This is a genomic window from Pedobacter montanisoli, from assembly GCF_022809115.1.
Lineage (GTDB): Bacteria > Bacteroidota > Bacteroidia > Sphingobacteriales > Sphingobacteriaceae > Pedobacter > Pedobacter montanisoli.
This window is the reverse complement of sequence record NZ_JALGBH010000002.1, coordinates 1339586-1357275: the sequence shown is the minus strand read 5'-3', so window position 1 is coordinate 1357275 and position 17690 is coordinate 1339586. Positions and strand designations below refer to the sequence as shown.

At 36.5% G+C, this 17690-nt stretch carries 14 protein-coding genes; 4 read left to right on the top strand and 10 right to left on the bottom strand.

Annotation, left to right across the window (positions count from 1 at the left end; all coding sequences use genetic code 11):
- Positions 1-17: 17 nt before the first annotated feature.
- Complete coding sequence (locus MMF97_RS13760) at positions 18-875, top strand: DUF5694 domain-containing protein (RefSeq protein WP_243363087.1); 858 nt, start codon at positions 18-20, stop codon at positions 873-875.
- A 220-nt stretch (positions 876-1095) separates the two neighbouring features.
- Entirely contained in the window at positions 1096-2190 is a 1095-nt protein-coding gene (locus MMF97_RS13755) for an acyltransferase family protein (RefSeq protein WP_243363085.1), read from the top strand.
- Positions 2191-2218: 28 nt separating this feature from the next.
- Here MMF97_RS13755 and MMF97_RS13750 read toward each other — a convergent pair whose 3' ends face one another.
- The 5 genes from MMF97_RS13750 to MMF97_RS13730 are packed head-to-tail and all read right to left on the bottom strand — an operon-like array spanning position 2219 to position 12305.
- Positions 2219-4561 (bottom strand): hypothetical protein, encoded by a 2343-nt coding sequence (locus tag MMF97_RS13750; protein ID WP_243363084.1) that lies wholly within the window; start codon positions 4559-4561, stop codon positions 2219-2221.
- 4 nt (positions 4562-4565) lie between these two features.
- Complete coding sequence (locus MMF97_RS13745) at positions 4566-8156, bottom strand: BamA/TamA family outer membrane protein (RefSeq protein ID WP_243363082.1); 3591 nt, start codon at positions 8154-8156, stop codon at positions 4566-4568.
- Between the two features lie 3 nt (positions 8157-8159).
- Positions 8160-9053 (bottom strand): SdiA-regulated domain-containing protein, encoded by an 894-nt coding sequence (locus tag MMF97_RS13740; RefSeq protein ID WP_243363080.1) that lies wholly within the window; start codon positions 9051-9053, stop codon positions 8160-8162.
- Entirely contained in the window at positions 9050-11083 is a 2034-nt protein-coding gene (gene ppk1 / locus MMF97_RS13735; protein WP_243363079.1) for a polyphosphate kinase 1, read from the bottom strand. Before ppk1 ends, MMF97_RS13740 begins: the two co-directional genes overlap by 4 nt.
- A gap of 1 nt (position 11084) precedes the next feature.
- Complete coding sequence (locus MMF97_RS13730; RefSeq protein ID WP_243363078.1) at positions 11085-12305, bottom strand: Pycsar system effector family protein; 1221 nt, start codon at positions 12303-12305, stop codon at positions 11085-11087.
- Between the two features lie 241 nt (positions 12306-12546).
- On the opposite strand from MMF97_RS13730, the gene MMF97_RS13725 reads away from it, so the two are divergent.
- Complete coding sequence (locus MMF97_RS13725; RefSeq protein WP_243363077.1) at positions 12547-12921, top strand: hypothetical protein; 375 nt, start codon at positions 12547-12549, stop codon at positions 12919-12921.
- 73 nt (positions 12922-12994) lie between these two features.
- On the opposite strand, the gene MMF97_RS13720 is transcribed toward MMF97_RS13725, so the two are convergent.
- From MMF97_RS13720 to MMF97_RS13700, 5 genes are all read right to left on the bottom strand, one after another.
- Entirely contained in the window at positions 12995-13399 is a 405-nt protein-coding gene (locus MMF97_RS13720; protein ID WP_243363076.1) for a ribosomal maturation YjgA family protein, read from the bottom strand.
- 19 nt (positions 13400-13418) lie between these two features.
- Complete coding sequence (gene creD / locus MMF97_RS13715) at positions 13419-14804, bottom strand: cell envelope integrity protein CreD (protein WP_243363075.1); 1386 nt, start codon at positions 14802-14804, stop codon at positions 13419-13421.
- Between the two features lie 53 nt (positions 14805-14857).
- Positions 14858-15166: a winged helix-turn-helix domain-containing protein gene (locus MMF97_RS13710; RefSeq protein WP_243363074.1), complete on the bottom strand. Its 309-nt coding sequence runs from the start codon at positions 15164-15166 to the stop codon at positions 14858-14860.
- Positions 15163-15783, bottom strand: a complete 621-nt coding sequence (locus MMF97_RS13705) for a hypothetical protein (protein ID WP_243363073.1) — start codon at positions 15781-15783, stop codon at positions 15163-15165. Before MMF97_RS13705 ends, MMF97_RS13710 begins: the two co-directional genes overlap by 4 nt.
- Positions 15784-15865: 82 nt before the next feature.
- Positions 15866-16738: a ChaN family lipoprotein gene (locus MMF97_RS13700; protein WP_243363071.1), complete on the bottom strand. Its 873-nt coding sequence runs from the start codon at positions 16736-16738 to the stop codon at positions 15866-15868.
- 154 nt (positions 16739-16892) lie between these two features.
- Between MMF97_RS13700 and MMF97_RS13695 the strand changes: the two genes are divergently transcribed.
- Positions 16893-17687 (top strand): LiaF transmembrane domain-containing protein, encoded by a 795-nt coding sequence (locus MMF97_RS13695; RefSeq protein ID WP_243363069.1) that lies wholly within the window; start codon positions 16893-16895, stop codon positions 17685-17687.
- Positions 17688-17690 lie beyond the last annotated feature (3 nt).

Below are 17690 nucleotides of genomic sequence, written 5' to 3'. Positions count from 1 at the left end.
ATTTTAAATTATTGTTTATGAAAAAACTAGGCATCTTATTATTCTCTTTCTTGGTGCTCCATTTTTCGGCCGTTGCCCAAACTAAAAAAATTAATGTTTACCTGTTGGGTACTTTTCATTTCAATCAGGTTGATACCTTAACCTATGATGTGAATGATGAAAAGCATCAGGAAAGCATTAAAAAACTCGCGAAAATGGTAACCGGCTTAAAACCTGATAAGGTTTTTGTAGAGCGCATGCCAGAATGGGAATATAAAAACAAAATGGATAGCTCGTATCAGGAATATAGAAACGGGAAGTTAAGAAAAATGAGAAATGAAATTTGGCAAGTTGGTGCTCGTGTTGCCGCTGCACTTAACCATCCACATATCTATCAATGTGATCATCCCGGTATGTACGGTGTTTATTATCAAAAATTGGCTAATTATATCAAAGCTCATAACGAACAAGATAAGCTAGTTAAGAAAAACGGTTTGGGAATGACCGTACCTTTAACTACACTCATGAAAAGTGATTCCGTTCGTAGCACTGTAGACTTATTAGAATATCTCCGTTGGCTTAACTCAGCAGCTGTACAACAAAGTTCTCAGGCACATTATATTAATGTGTATCCACAAATTGGTAATACTAATGTATTCAGCAGAGAAGCTGATTATTTTCTGGGAGCCGATTTAACGGCAGATTGGTACCGTAGAAATATCTTCATCTATTCAAAAATCCTTGCGCAGTTAGATTATAAAGAAAATGCTATATTTCTGGTTATTGGAAATGATCATATTCCTATTATTAAACAGCTCTTTAAAGATAACCCATATTTCAATGTAGTAGAAACCGAGAAATGGCTTGGCCAAACTAAAATAAAAACAAAGTTTTAATGTATCGCAGTAAATAACCTGATGCGATAGTTGAGCTGTTAATAAGATATACCGGCTTTTAAAGCAGTTCTTTTTGAGCTGCTTTTTTATTTATACGAATTTTTTAGAGGATTTACTCTGCTCATTTATCACTTGCTTGAATTATTAATTTTAAATACCTTGCCGAACGACAAACTAAGGGCTACTCTTGCTCAAATTTAAGCTGATTAGAAATAAATTAATGAACACCAACCCAACTACTGCAATAGACTTAGAGACAAAAAAGCATTTTGAAATCCTTGATGGGCTAAGAGGTATTGCTGCCATTGCGGTGGTCATCTTTCATTTTATGGAATGGGTTTATGCGGATCTTAGCCAGAATTTTATTGCACATGGTTTTTTAGCAGTAGATTTTTTCTTCTGTCTTTCGGGCTTTGTAATTGGTTATGCTTATGACGACCGCATTGCAAAAATGGGAGTTCTGGAGTTTTTTAAATCGAGAATCATCAGATTGCATCCTTTGGTTATAGCAGGATCGGTATTAGGTTTGCTGGCATTTTTGTTTGATCCCTTTGGCGGGCATCCCGAATTGTACAGCGCTACTAAGATTATTTTGGTGTTTTTATGTTCCATGCTATTAATTCCGCTGCCTATAGTAGCTGATCGTGGATTTAACCTGTTTAGTTTTAATGCTCCATCATGGTCGTTGTTTTGGGAATATATTGCCAATATTGTTTATGCATTTATACTTTGTAAGCTTAACCGCAAATATTTAATATTGTTAACGATAATTTCAGCAGTAGCTATTTGCTTTGTTTGCTACCGTTCAGGCAATTTATTGGGCGGATGGAGTGGGCCTACTTTTTGGGATGGAGCAGCCCGGATCTCTTATTCTTTTTTAGCGGGATTGCTGATTTACCGTTCTCAATGGATCATTAAAAACAAGTTGGGATTTATCGGTTTAGCTATTTTGTTGTCTCTGGCATTTGTGATGCCTTATTCAAAATGGAAGGTGGTATCTGAGCCTTTGGTGGTTTTGTTTTATTTTCCTCTGTTGATTGCTTTGGGAGCAGGGGCAGCCTTAGCACCCGGTTTAAAGAAGCTTTGTACCTTTTCAGGAAAAATCTCTTATCCGCTGTATATGACGCATTATGCCGTGATGTGGATGTTTGGAAATTATTATACCAGCCACAAAGTGGGTACAACACCATTAACTTTAATCGTTATAGGCGGATTGTTTCTGCTGCTTGGAGCAGCTTATCTCGTTATGTTGTTTTATGATATTCCCGTAAGAAAATATTTAAATGATAGGCGGAATAAAAAGTTTGCCAAATAAAGAACTAAAGATATTTAAGCATTAGTAATTAATCCGCTTCATAATTTACACCAACTCTTAAAGCTTTAAGACCGCTTATGCCCTGAAGTTCTTCCAGTTCAAGCATTTCTACGTCTGTTGTTAACAATTTCTGTTCCTGTAAATAACTGATATAGGTTAAATATTCGTTCGCTTCAAAAGTATTGTGATAAATCAAGGCTATTTTTCCGGGCTGTGTTAACCTTTCATCTTTATCTCTGATCTTAACCTTGTCTATCCGTTTCTTGATCACTTCATAACGGATATTATAGCTTCCCTCTACATCAAAACGTCGTTCGTCATTTCTAAAGCTAATATCTATAGGATTGGAATGAATAAAGATGAGTTGCGTAGTTAACAATGGTTTAACCATTTTATTTACCAAACGATTGGTTAAACGTGCGATTTCTACCATAGATTGCAGTTGCCAAAGTCGCATATTTTTAAGGAAAAGCGTATCAAAAGGAATATCCGGAGCAATCTCCTGACCAATATAGATGTCATATTCTACGCCATCAGTCCTGAATTTCGCAAAATAAAATGGAAAGGTTTTCTGTAATTCTTCCTGTGCACGTTCTAAATATTCGCCTACTGATGAATTAATAAATTGCATAGAAGTTTCTAAAGTTCTTCTGTTCTGGTAGGCCATCCCTGTATCGGGATTGATGCTTGCAAAATAATCATCCACAATCTCTTTTGCCGCAGGGTGGTTTTTCTCTACATGCTTTAACACCGGATATACTTCAAACTCCAAGAATTCGTTTAATGCATCTTCATCGCTTGAACTGATAAAGTCGCTTGTTTTTTCTATCCAGTTTTTGCAGTTGTACAGAATTTTATCAATCAAGTCTAATTTTATAGTTTTTTTCAGGGCCGTAAGTGAAGAACTCAGCTTTTCCAATTGCATTTTCAGATCTTCTTTTAAGGCCAGGTTTCGCTCTACGGTAGAGTTTCTGATATCAATGGCTCCAAATAAGGGATATAAGTCTTTAAAAGTGACTGTTTCAATATCCTGGGCATTTTTATTGCCTTTGTTCTTCTTGATGAACTCCCATACCTGCTGGTTAAATTTCCATTGTACTGATGGTTGCAAAGCGGTAAATTTATCTTTTAGCACTTCGTCCATCTTGGCGTTAAATTCCTCTATACGGTACTGAAAAAGCTGGCCTAAAAGTGGCATAGCAGAATGCAGGCGTGAGAGCAACAGGTCATCTATTAAAACCTCCTGTTTGGAGTAGATTTCTAATATACCAACCAGTTGTGCATTATAAAACGCAGGTAAGATAGAATAAGATTTGATACCACTTTTTCTGATGGCATCCATAAATGGTGTTTTGGCTACCTGTTCATCTGTAATCTTATTAAAAAACAGAGGTTGCGGATTATTCTTGTATAACTCTAATTGCTGGTAAAAAACGCTGTCGTCTATACCAAATTGCTTGCCTGCATTAATGAGCATACTCGAATCATCATCATCATCCAAAATAGGTTTATCGTTTACCGTAATTAAAGGCAATAATCCAAATTCTAATTGGGCATTTCCGCCTAAAGTTCTCAGCGTTTGTATAATGTGATTGTAAGCCTCGGTTTGGTAATTGTGGTTAACCAAAGCCTCTCTTATACCATCTATGGCATGTTGTAGGGTAACATCGGTAATTGAAATTACTGTAAAGCCATCGAACTTAAAATCGCTTAAAGGTAAAGCGGTATGCAACAATTCTAAACCATGTTCATCATCCACAAATCCAGAGAACTGCTCGAAATTGAGTGATGGTAATTCATTTTTCTTGTAGGTAATATCTACAAATTGGGTATCTACATTAACATTATAATACTGGATTAAACCTGTTTGCGGATTATCGTAGGCAAAGCGCATTTCATTATTGGTAAGTACCGAATAATTGTAATACCGCTTTAGGATAACATTGTAAATGAATTTTAACTGATTTTTTTCTTTTTGTTTTACATATTCTTCATCAACCCTATCTTTTTCTTCTACATTTTTCTGAATGAAATTATAAAGCAGGTCTGTGCTGAAAAAAATCTGATCCGGAACAGGCGTACTTAAAGCCCAATACAATTCTTTCTCATTCGCCATTAACGGCGTTAAAATGGTAAAAATAAGTTCGAGGGTTTCTTTGTGTTCAGATAGGTTTTCTACCACTAGATTTTTGGCTAGGGCACCTTCTTTTTCTATTTTTTCAAGCAGGAACCTGTAAAACTCCTTTTTAATGGTTTCTTCGGTTTTTAATCTTCTTTTCAGATAGGCCACCAATGGTCTGAAAGACAGGCTCCATTCTATCTGACGGCCAATACATTCATTATTATTGATCTTTATAACGTTGGTGTTCATTGCTTTAAAATCTGAAATTCATTGAAAATTGAGGGTACCATCCTTCTTTTGAGTAAACTGCAATTGCTCTTAATATGGTTAACTGAGCAGGAGAGAAGTATAAACCGCCCCCAACGCCATGATGCCATTGGTTAGAAGGATCATTTTTTGCCCATACACGTCCTACATCATACAGCCCCATAATGCCTACCTGTCCCGGTAATACATAGCTTACAAAATCGCCCAGTCTTATCCTGAGTTCTAAATTATTATAGAAACTATGTTCGCCTGCAAATCTGTACTGTCTGTAACCTAAAAGTGTGCCTTCGCCACCTAAATAAGCATATTGATAAAAAGCGGGATTGCCTACAGTTATGGCACCACCAAACCTGTTGGCTAAAACCAAATTGGCACGTCCATCTAAATTTTTGTACAAGGCAATAGAACCAGTAAACTGTCCAAATGATCTTGCGGCACTGCTTATGCCTTTATAAGCCGATAGTTTAAAATCTATGTAGCTTCCTAGAGTTGGTAACAATTCGTTATCGCGGGTATTGTTAATGAAATTAACTATTGCACCTGCATACAGCTTGTTGCGCTTTATTACAAAACGATCTGATGAGTTGAGCTCATCTACATTATTGATAAATTTATCCTGGTTATTTTTCTGATCAAAAGAATAATACTGGAAACTCGGCCCGATGCTAAAAGTAGATTTTGGCCTGCGCCAGCGCATGGTGGTTTCCAGCTGGATAAGATTTGTTCTGGTACGGTAATATCTTATGCCATTGTTAAAAGAAGTTTCGTTGCCCACACCGAAAAAATTGCGGGTATTATCTGGTGCTTGTACATGGGCGTGTACTACTACATCGGCTTCACCTAAGGCCTTTAACCAGTCGCCAATGTATTTAAATCTGATGGCAGAGGTAGCAAAAGCGTACAGAAAGCTAAAAGATTGTGAATTGCCGTAAGGTTGTTTTCTAAATCCCGGATTGGTGATCTTCATGAAAGCGCCTAAAGATATGCCATCATCAAGGTTGTAGCCTACATTGGGATATAAAGATGTTCTGCTGTACAGATCTTTGCTCAGATAAGTTGCATTTCCGGTATCGGCAGATAATTTAGGGCGAAGTTTATTTACCTCATCTCCTTCAAATACATTTTCATCTTTAAGTCCAAACAAGCGCACAGACTGGCGTGAAGCAGTTACACTATATACCTTTTTACCATGTCCGGAAATTATTTTCAAAGCGATGGGCGAAGTTTTATTGTTGATATATACGCTGTCATTTCCGTCTCTCATATATAAGCGGATCTGCTTGGTAATTTCTGGATCGAAAACGCGGCTGAAAGTTACGTCTTTTATATTGCCTGATTTGTTGATCTTGTAGAGTTCTACTTTTAAATGACCATTTTCTAAGCCATTGATTTCGGCTTTTTCATTTTTATGGCTTGCCTGCACATCAACAATGCGGTTAAAAAAGCGATAATATTGGCCCATTACTTTTGGCAGACTGGCTTTGCGTTGTTTAAGTTCGGCCAGAAACTGGTCGTGCCTTAATGCATAACTTTCTTTAGGTAATCTTTTCAGTGCTTCTTCAAAAACCTCATCGGTAAAAAGATCACAAAATTCCTTAATCTCCTTGTTCCATTGTTGCTCGGTGTATTGCGATAACCAGGTGCTGTTTATCGCTCTTCCTTCCCATAAAAACCAATCGCCGTCTTTTAAATCCCGTTCTATTCCCTGCATCATAGGTAACAAATCTGATTTTTGGGCATATCGTTGTATTTTACCGTCAGATCTGAAAAATACCTGATCGCGATCTCTAGGTACAGGTAAATACTTTAATCCTTTCTTGGTTGTATCGGCTTTCCAGCGCCATTGGTCCTCGTGCCTGTCCCAATCGCCAAGCAATACATCTAAAGCTTTTGCTCTGAGATACATCTTCGCATCGTAGGTATTGTCGTTATCTTTAGCCAGTTTTTTGAACATTTTGGCGGTATTATCTGAAGGACCCAAAGGATTTCTTTCTTCCAATAAACAGATGGTATTTTCAAACAGCGGAGCATAATCTCCTAAATTTTTATCGGGAGAAACCAGACCTATCATCGGATTGCTGTGCGGTACACCTGCGGCTTTGGCTAAAACTGGTACGATTAAAGCAGAAAACGGATGCTGAGATGCCATGTTATCTCGTATTACATCTTTTGCAAAAGTGTTTCGTAAACCTTGTGGCAACAATACTTCAGGGTATTTTTCTACACTACGCAGGGCATATTCTTTACCATTTTTATCTACCAGTCTGAGTGAACGAGATTGGTTACCTCCACCCAGTTGGGTAGGTTTTAACCCACCCATAATTTCAGAAATACGGATTACAGGCAATTTCGTATCGGTGGCATAATCTTTTCGGTAATTATCGCCAAACAGATACCTGTGAAAATTGCTTACCGTATCAAATGAGGGTTTTACCTTTACAAACATACTATCAGCAGTAATTACTTTTGCCATTTTAAGCGGAGTATCTTCTACTTGCTGGTAAGCTTGTGTATAGCTGAAAACTTTTGTAACGCCGTTGGTGCCATAAGTATAATACTCATAACGCATATCATTGTTTATCAACTGATCGGCTATCACATAACCGTTTTCGAAACTATGGAACAATGAGTTTTTGCCCAGTTTGTTAGGGTTGTGTTTTGCACCTGCACCACTTACAATTTGTAGCTGTTTACTTTTGATCAATTGTAAGCCATGTTCATGTCCGGCTGCATAAACCACATTGGGCAAATCGCCAAAAACACTGTTTACCTTTTCAATCATCTCTTTGTACAGCGGGTGCCCCATATCTTCGGGATTAAGAAAAGTTGTTCTTAAAAAAGGATAAAGAGAGCCAATGATAGGTAAGGGAATGTATAAATTGCTACTTAGTGCAGTAAGCGGGAAAATATGGTTTTTTAAAGTAAAGTAACCGCCGTGTGAGCCATAGCTTTGAAACGGATGATGAGAAGCCAGAATAATCATCTTATCCTTGTTTTGGGCCAGTAGTTCTCTCATGCGCATAATAACCTGCTCTTTGGTATCACACTCACAATCTGGATTTGATTTATCGTACGGAAAGAGCCACCATTCGCTGTCATAAGCAATAATGGTCAGTTTATCGGTTAAATTAATGGCTACCGGATTTGGACAACCATTATCGGGAACGAGTTTTAACAAAGGGTCGTTAAAGGAAGCCAAGAATTGGCCTTGTGCCTGAATTTTTGCTAAGCCATTGGGACCTGATTTATCCCAATCGTGATTGCCCGGAACAAAATAAACGGCAGCACCATTTGCCCGCATGGGCTCAAACTGCGATTTTAAGATTTGTTCTGTTTCTTTAATGTTATTGCTTCCGGGTAAAGCCATTCCGGTTGGATAAATGTTATCTCCTAAAAAAAGCGTAGTTGTTTTTCCCTTGATTACATGGTTTGCAGCGCTTTTTAAAGACTCCAACTGTCCGGTGTTCATCTCTCCGGCATCGCCAATCAGTATTACGCGGTATTTTATGTCCTGTTGTGCAAAGCCATAAAAACCGGTTAAGATAAGGAGAACAATAAGCGTAAATTTTTTAAGCATAAGCTATTTTTTAGTTGCTTTATAATCAAATCTTAAAATATTGCCGTATTGGGTGTCACTCCCTTCATTAGAGATAAACAGGTTACCCTGCTTATCAAAAGCGATACCTTCAGGCTGATTAAATGTATTTGAGCTTAAATGATAGGCCATTTTAATTTTCCAATTGGGATCTGTTACCACTAGTGCTTTATTAATGGCCGATACGATATACCACTCTTTGGTGAGAGGGTGCTGGCTCATAGCAGAAGGGCGAAATGATCCTTTTTTTCGTCCGGTTAATTTTTCAAGTGAACTGGCATCTACGTTAAAAGTTTTAGTTAATACAAAACGACCATCGTTTTGCATGTTTAAAATAAAACCGCTGGTTTTTTTAGTGCCCTTATCTTGCTTGCACTCTTTGCATAAAATATAAAGCTGTCCTGTGGCAGGGTCGGCGTACAAACTTTCATATTCACCTTTAGGTAAAACCGATTTGGTTTCTACCACGTTTGCAGCTTCAGCTTTTGGAATTTCACTAATAGGAAAAGCGTATAGATCGCCGTTACTTTTAAGTACTATGATCTTGTTTTTAGCAATAGCAATATCTTCATAATCGCCTTTTTTCGCAAATCTGGTTATGGTGTGTTTCTTAGAACCCAAAGTAAGTACAAAGACTTTACCATCTTCATCTTGTTCTGCATAAACGGTGTTGCTGTTTCCATTTAAAAAGGCAATACCAGATATTTCCTGCAATACATCGGGCATATTATATTTTTGTGGTGCATTCAAATTGTAGCCTGGAGGGCTAATATTTTTTTTCGTTTTTTCCTGAGCGCACGAAAGTAGGGTAGTGGCACAGCCGAAGAAAAGTAAAAACAAAAATTTCTGGTATTTTTTCATGGCATAGTGTTGTATCATTGTGGCTTATTCTTTAAATATTGATAAATAGCATATTGTGACTGAACCAAATCGCCTTTTACCGGAACAGGGATATTATTCATTTCATCATCTATATATACGGCCTGTACATTATCCTGTAATTGAAACGATAACAATTTTTTAAGTTCTGTCTTTATCTCTTCGTTTAAAATAGGGAAACAAACCTCAATGCGCCTGTAAATATTTCTGCTCATCCAATCGGCCGATCCCAGGAACATTTCTGCATTTCCGTTGTTATGGAACAAGAATATTCTGCCATGCTCTAAATAACGATCAACAATTCTTCTTACATTAATGTTTTCGGTAGGTATCAATCTGCAGATTCCTCTTATGATCAATTGTATTTTTACACCTGCCCTGGCAGCCTCGTAAAGCTTGTTGATCATAACTTCTTCTTCCAGATTATTTAGCTTAATGGTAATAGCGGCAGACAGTCCTGAATGAGCAAATTCAATTTCGCGCTGTATGAGTGCCAAAAATCTGGATTGTAAGTTAAATTGGGCAACCAGCAAATGATTAAATGCAATTAAATTGGGATCAGAAGGTTTTTCACGTCTGGCCAAAAACAGGAACAACAGTTCAAGTTCACGTAACATGCCTTGATGCGCGGTCATTAAAATATGATCGGTATAAAAATTGGCTGTAGTTTCGTTAAAATTTCCGGTAGCAAACAAACCGGTATTTTGGGTTCTTATGCCTTGTTTCCTTTTAACCAAAGCCACTTTTGCATGCACTTTTAAGGCCGTTACACTGTAAATGATCTCTACACCGGCAGCTTTCATTTTTTTTGACCATTTGATATTGTTGGCTTCATCAAAACGAGCCTTTAATTCTACCAGTACCGTAACTTTTTTACCATTTTTAGCTGCGGTAATTAAAGCGTTTACAATTTTAGAGTTGCTGGCAACGCGGTATAAAGTGGTATAGATTTCTGTGGTCAGTTCATCTGTAGCGGCTTCATTAAAAAAACGCAAAATGCTATCGTAAGATTGGTATGGAGGATTAAAGAGCAAATCTTTTTCTGTAATCTGCTGGTGCAGTGTAATTTCTTTTTTAAAACATGGATAAGCTATTTTAGGCCATTTTTCATTGCTCAAGTCGGCATCTTTGATTGGGAAATCTGCCAGATCTTTTAAGTTATGGTATCTGCCGCCTTCAACTACATTGGCATGTTTCAGGTTTAACCGCTGGATCAAAAATACCAATGCAGACTGCGGAACACCGGGTTCGTGTAAAAACCGGGTAGCAAGGCCTAAATCGCGCTTCTGGATTTGTTTTTCTATCAGGTCTGCTATATCCATATTATACTCATCTTCCAGCTCCATTTCGGCGTTACGGGTAATCTTAAAGCTGTAACAACCTTTGATCTGCTTGTTTTTAAATAATAAAGGAAGATTATTTCGGATGATATCGTCTATGATGAATACATATCTTTCGCCATCATAACGGGTTTCGTAAAAACGTGATAATTCATTTGAAGGGATGTTAACCATGTAATCGGCTCTGTTACCTTCGGTTTCTACATTGACCAAAAAATAGAGCTGGTTATTGTTCGGGAAAAAACTTGTATCAGGATTGGAAATTTCAACGGGTTGGATAAATGCTAAAATGGTACTTAAAAAGTAATTGCTCAATTCATCGTCTAATGCTTTAGGTATGTCCTCATTGTAGATAAAATGGATATGGTAAGATTTTAACTGAGGCAATACAATACTTTTTAAGATTGTACCAAACATTTCTTGCTGTCTGTAAATCGTTTCAGTAGCCTGCTTAAGTAAATTATCCTGTTGTTGTATAGCGTTGTTTTCCTTTTTGCTCAATTTTTTAAGTGCCTGCAAAACCGGCATACGCACCCTATAAAACTCATCCAAGTTAGAAGAATAGATAGACAGGAACTTGATTTTCTCTAAAAGTGGCGTAGCGCTCCTTTCTGCCTCCAGTAAAACCCGTTCGTTAAATGAAAGCCAACTCAGATCTCTGTCAAACATATGTGTTGCAATAGCTTGCATATTAGATTTTATCATAAATGGCTGAAAAAATGATATAAGCCAATACAGAGGTAATTAAACCGAACATGAATATATTGTAGGCTATTCTAATAAGCTTATATTTTCTGCCCAGTACCACGCCTTGTGAATACACGTCTTTGATTAAAGTTCCATACAGAAAATCTTTATCGGCCATTACTTTTTGCATACCATTGTGGTATTCTTCTAATGGCATGTTATAAAAATTACCAAAGAACACCAGGTTTACCCGTTTTTGATCAATATCTTCTTGGGTAAAAACACCTTTTGGTATGCTGGGCCTGGTAGCGAGAATAGAAAATATGATACAGGATAAGCTTACCAACAATAAGATAATGGTTGGTCCAACCAGATAAGGATTATCTTCTAAGCGGCGCAACAAAAGACTCACAATTAAGGAGATGATGATTGAATTAACCGTGATGAGTAATTGAGCTTTGTTATCGGCCATATCGCTTAAACGCTGGTTATTTGCCGAAGTAATACGAAACATGGTTTCTACACCTTTACTTGGCTGTTCATTTTTGTCTTCTTTAACGTGCTTGTCTGATTTTTCCTTTTTCAATGTGGTAAGGGTTTTATTTTCCTGATCTGTTTCCTTTAAAGCATTTTCATTTAACTTCTTTTTGAGCTTTTCAATGTTTTTTGCTTTTTTCTCATCGAGCAATAGCCTGCAATAATCGGTATGATAGGTATGTTTTTCTAAAAATTCGATATCTCTGATTCGCCAGTTTTTCTTACTGATCTCTTTGTGGCATAATTGTTCTACCTCTTTGTGCAATAATTTTGATCTTTCATTAAAATCATCGCTTCCAAGATGAAATAAATCAGCATCACATAAAATCTGTTCGTTTAAATTAGCCGGATTTTGGGGTAATTTTGTAGCTAATATGGCACTTTTAACCGCGGTTATTATTTTTTCATCTACATGCAAACCGCTTAAAAAGGTAGCAGCATGCTCAGCACCCTTTTCTTCATGTGATATGGTCTCTATGAAATATCCCGTATCATGAAACCAGGCACTGGTATAAACAATAAAAAAATCATCATCTTTTAACTGATAATGATTGGCTATTTGTACAGCGGCCTCAACCACTCTTTTGGTATGTGCTAAATTATGGTAAACAAGGCTGGCGTTATGGTGGTTATTAAAATAATTGACCACATAAGTTTCTACCTCTTGTTGTAATTGATGGTAGTTCATGTTTTACAAATTTGTTTGAAAAATATTAACCTAGAATGAAATCTAAACAAATTACATCTGGCTAACGTTTTTAAATTGTTCGTATCTGTTTACAATATGCTACTAAGTTACCACAAAATATTCTTCAACCCATAAATAATAGCTTATAAACCAGATCATGACTTATCGTAAGAGATAAGGCTTGCCTGTATTCTTAATTTAGCTATATTCGTACAAATAAAAACCAACCTCACTTAAATAAATGATGAAGATATTTGTTAATGTAATTCTCGCTTTTAGTTTTGCCTTATTTCAGGAAATTGATGTTAAGGAACTGAAAAAAGACCCTGTTTTTATAGAATGTAGAAAGGCACAAAAGGAATTGATAGATGGTATGATCACTAAAAAATACCAGTTGCCTAAAAACATATCACGTGAGCAAATTAGAAATAATCGCAATAAGGCCTCTCTGATTAAGTTATACAAAGATGCGGGTATGAAAAATGCAGAAGAGTATTTCAATCTCCAAGAGAAATGCAGTATGTTAATGATTTCTTTTTTGAAAAAACATCCGGAGCTTCAAAAACTGGACTCACAGAAAAGAAAAGAAACATTGAAAGCTTTGTTTAAAAGTTAATTATAGGGTGAAATAAAAACTTAAACGAATTAAAAATACGGCCTTTAGGAGAAACTAAAGGCCGTATTCATTTTTAGATTTCAGCTATCTTACCGAACGCTTTCAGATAACGGGTTTTTCGGGTCTTCTCTATAAATAACACCATAACAAAGCCTGCTGTATAGGACAATATATCTACCCACGAAAAATAGTTGCCTATCATAACACTTAAAATTTTAAATTCAGATAAACCCAGAACCTTAACAATATTGAAATATTGCAGGGTTTCTATGGTGTAAGCAAATAGTAACACGCCAATTGCTGTTTCTCTAACGGGTGTATCTAAAAAACTTTTAATAAAGTAATAAATCAATATAACTACCAATACATCGCCAATATAGGGCCTGATGATCTGATCTCTGATGAAGAGAGCAATGCCTATTTCTATGAGCAACAAGAGGATTGCTACTGCAAAATTTCTTCGATTGAATTTAAGCATATCTTTTATTTTACTTATACTATTCCTGTATTTCTGAAGCTGATTTCCTTTCCCAGTTTAGTTTGGTAGAAAGGTACATCATCGTTGCGATGATAATAAATAAGCCTACGCTGCCAAAAAGCAGTGAAAAATCCTGTAATTGGATAATGACAAATATAAAGGCATAAAATACGGACAGTATAATGCCAAATACCAACGCGGGTTTTTTACTTTTTAAAAGCCCCAGTAAGAAAAATATAATCAGTACAATGGTAGCTGCTGAGGCAATAAGATAAGCGATATTAAATCCAAACTGTTCACTAAATGAAAGTAAGAGCGCATAATAAATGATCATGGCGGCACCAATTAAAGCGTAATGTAAAAGATGGATTTTTTTCTTGTTGAGGAGTTCAGTAAAAAACAGAGAAAGGAAAGTTAATAAAATAATAAGGATGGCGTATTTGGCCGATCTCATGGTTTTTTGATACTGATCTACAGGTAAGATAAATCTTACGCCAAAAGTGTTGTCATTATTGGCCGAAATATAGGGCTTGTTATTTTCTGAAGTGGTTAAAGCCTCTTTATCCATCCATTGCTGAGGAAAGGATCTGTTAAAGTGAGGTATTTTCCATGTTGCTTTAAAACTATCATTGGTAATATTACGTTCTTCGGGCAGGTAACGGCCGGTAAAACTTGGATCACCCCACTTTCCTTCCATTTTAAGCGTAGTGGTTTTTCCTAAATGAAAGAAATTAAGTTCGCTGCTGCCTCTCAAATCCATATTGAAACTAAAAGGAATGGCGGTATTTTGATCTGTGCTCAAATCTATAAGGGTAATCAGATTGTTCTGAAATAACTTTGCCTGCGTAAATTCAGGTTCAATTTCATAAGGTTTTCCGCCCAACATCATACTCGGATTATTTTTCAACCCTTTTAGGTCGCTCAGGCCGATAACCACTTTGGCTTTGTTCCAAAGAACCAGTTTAGGATCTATGCCCGATTTTTTAAGTTCTAAGGCACTGAATTTACCATTTACACTAATGTTAGAATTATATACCACGGTTTCAAAAATTCCACGATGTAAGGTTTCGGGATTTACCTTGCTATCGATGTTCAGTTCTTCGGGCAGGATATAGATGTTTTGAAGATCCTCTTTATAAGTCACTACACCTTTTTCATTTTTTTCGGCAATGGTTTTAAGGTAGGGGAGTACCAAAATTGGTCCTTCCAACAATTGTTCTCCAGACCATTTATCAGAAATTTCTGTAACCACTTCGCCCTGTCTTTGCTGTCGTTCTCTAACTAGATCCTGCAACAATACCGAAGGAATTAGAAGTACGAGCGTAAGCATGCCGATAAAGCAAAGTTTGATCAATATTGATTCCCTGAACCAATTAACTGTTTTTGTGAGGTTTTCCTGTAACATGTTATTTGTTTTTAAAAAGTACTTTGATTTTCAAAGTTAAAAAGTAAAAAAATTTAATTATTGTTTTTTTGTTGTTGAATTAAGTTTGCCAAGGCTTCTAAATGCTTTTTAAAAGCCTCTTTGCCTTTTGCCGATGCGGCATATTGTGTATTAGGCTTACGCCCGATAAAGCTTTTGGTTACAACGATGTATTCTTCTTTTTCCAATGCTTTTAAATGCGACGCAAGATTTCCGTCTGTGGCATTTAACAGATCTTTTAAAGCATTAAAATCATAATACGCATTGGCTGCCAAAACGCTCATGATCTGTAATCGTAAGCGGTTTTCAAAAGCTTTATCAAACTGTTCTAAAGAGATTTTCACTTGTTGTATTTAAAATGCATTACAGAACCATATATAATGTGCAAAATGCCAAAACCTATGGTCCAGAAAATTAAACCGTAACCGGGAAATAAAGCAGATAGGAGACCCAGAGCAATTTCACAGAAACCCAACCATTTTACATCAGAAAAAGTATAATTGCTGCCCGATATGAGTGCCAGTCCATAAAATAAAAGACAGGTAGAAGCAATGATGTCATAATTGCCACGGTACAATAAAATCAGGATAAAAATCCCACCCGTAAGCAATGGAATTGAAAGGCTGCTTAGTAAACGTTTGCTTACCGGGTTCCAGGCACTTTCTCCTTTTTTACGAGCCTGCCTAATGGTTAACCAAATACCTGTTGTTAAAGAAAGGATCAATACAACAAGGGCAACCATACATAATTGAAAAAATATTTTAGGGTCGTTTACATAATAATCCCTGTATTCGAGACCGCCCTGCGTTGCATAAACGATTTTATAACTGATAAAAGCACCGATAAGCGCATAAATACCAGCCATAATTCCGGATAAGCCGCTTAACGAAATAAACTTAGAGGAACGTTCCATTAAGTTTCTGATGGAACTCAGTTCCGCATAAATATCTTTTTCTTGCATTTTGAAAAGAACTTTGAATTACAAAGTAAAATATTTTATTTTAAAAAAGAAAATATTTCGAAAAAATTTTATTGATGTAGGCTTAAAAAGTCTTTTTCACTTTAGGATCGGTCACAATGATATAGTCGCCTAAAGCTGTGTATTTTTCCCAGACTGGATTTTCAAAATCATCTGCAGCAAAAGAAGAGATGTTTAAAGCTTTGATTTTAGGGTTAAGCTTAATCAGTTGTGCATAAGTACCTAACTTTTCATCGCTGTGAAAACGACCATTTACCTGAAAAATCTTAAAGTCTTTATGTGCTTTGTAGAAGTTATGGATAGACCATGCCATAGTCGCGTCCCAGAAATTCTGGGTTTGGTAAACTTTCATGCTGCCCATTCCGTGTCCGCCCAAAGTTTCTATAAATTTATCATAATACCTTCCGGTAGCGGTATCAACAGGTAATTTGGGCAGAAAAGATTTAGAAGCAGCAGGCAGTTTTTCCAATATGCTTAATCCTTCTCTGGTAACTGCATTACTGTATCTTGCGGCAGCATTGCCACCTATTACCATTAAATTTTGCTGTTTGGCCAGCTCTACCATAGGTCTGTAATCTTTGTAATTGTTCCAGGCCCTTGCTTCTTTAATGAAATTCTTTTCGGTAATTATATTTTGAAGATATTCGTTAATAATGGGCTGTACATCTGTATGGAACATTTCTAAGGTAAGCGCTGTTTTACCCGGATAAGCTTTGGCCAGGCTCTTAAATATTTCGGCTTCTAAATAATGCCCTATAGAATCATTATGCTCTTCGCCAAAAAACAAGACATTGGCCTGTTGCATATCTTGTATAATCTGATCTAAAGAAATAAGGCTTTTCTTTTTTACATCAAAGATTTTATAATGCTGTTTAATATCCTGTGCTTTCAGACATAAAGGAATAAGAAAACTGAGTACAAGTAATATTCTTTTCATGTTTATGGGGTAAAAATTTTAAAATTCCAAAATAACAAATTATTTTACCGATGTTTTAAGGCAACTTGCCGACACTAATTATCAGCTAAACGTAGTGTTATTGTTGAACGTAAATATAGCCAATACCTTTGGATCAACAATTAACACTACAAAAATGGAACAATTTAAAAATAAAGACATGATCAATCGTTCAGGAAAAGTCTGGGCAGGCTTATTCATCGTTACTATAGGGGCTCTTTTATTACTTAAAAATTTAGGGTTAAATTTACCCGACTGGCTTTTTAGCTGGAGTACCTTTTTAATAGGCTTAGGTTTATTTATTGGTTTCAAGCGTAACTTTGAAGGCTTAGGCTGGTTTATACTGATCGCTATAGGTAGCTATTTTACCTTAGAAGAGGCTATACATAGTTTTGATATCGGCCAACTGGGCTTGCCTATCTTATTGTTGGTTATCGGCATATTTCTTATCGTTAAACCTAAACGAATGAGCGTAAACAGATGGGAGAGAAGACGAAACAGAATGAAGAACCGCTTTGACCGCTCTTTTCCGTACAACGAAGGCGAGGCATTTACTGCAACGGATGAAGAGACTAAAAACACATCAAATTCAAGCGATTATCTGGATTCGGTAAATATTTTTGGAGGCAGTCAGCAAACAGTGTACAGCAAAAATTTTAAAGGCGGACAGGTTATAGCCATATTTGGAGGCTGTGATGTGAACATTACCCAGGCTGATTTTGAAGGCGAGATTGTTATTGATGTAACGGCAATTTTTGGTGGAGCTAAGCTCATTGTACCACAGGGTTGGGAAGTTAAATCGGAAGTTACAGCCATATTGGGTGGTATGGATGATAAGAGAGCGATTGTTCCTTTAAATCCTGAGCAGAAAAAGATATTAATTTTAAGAGGTGTAGCGATGTTTGGCGGGATAGAAATTAAAAACTTCTAAAAA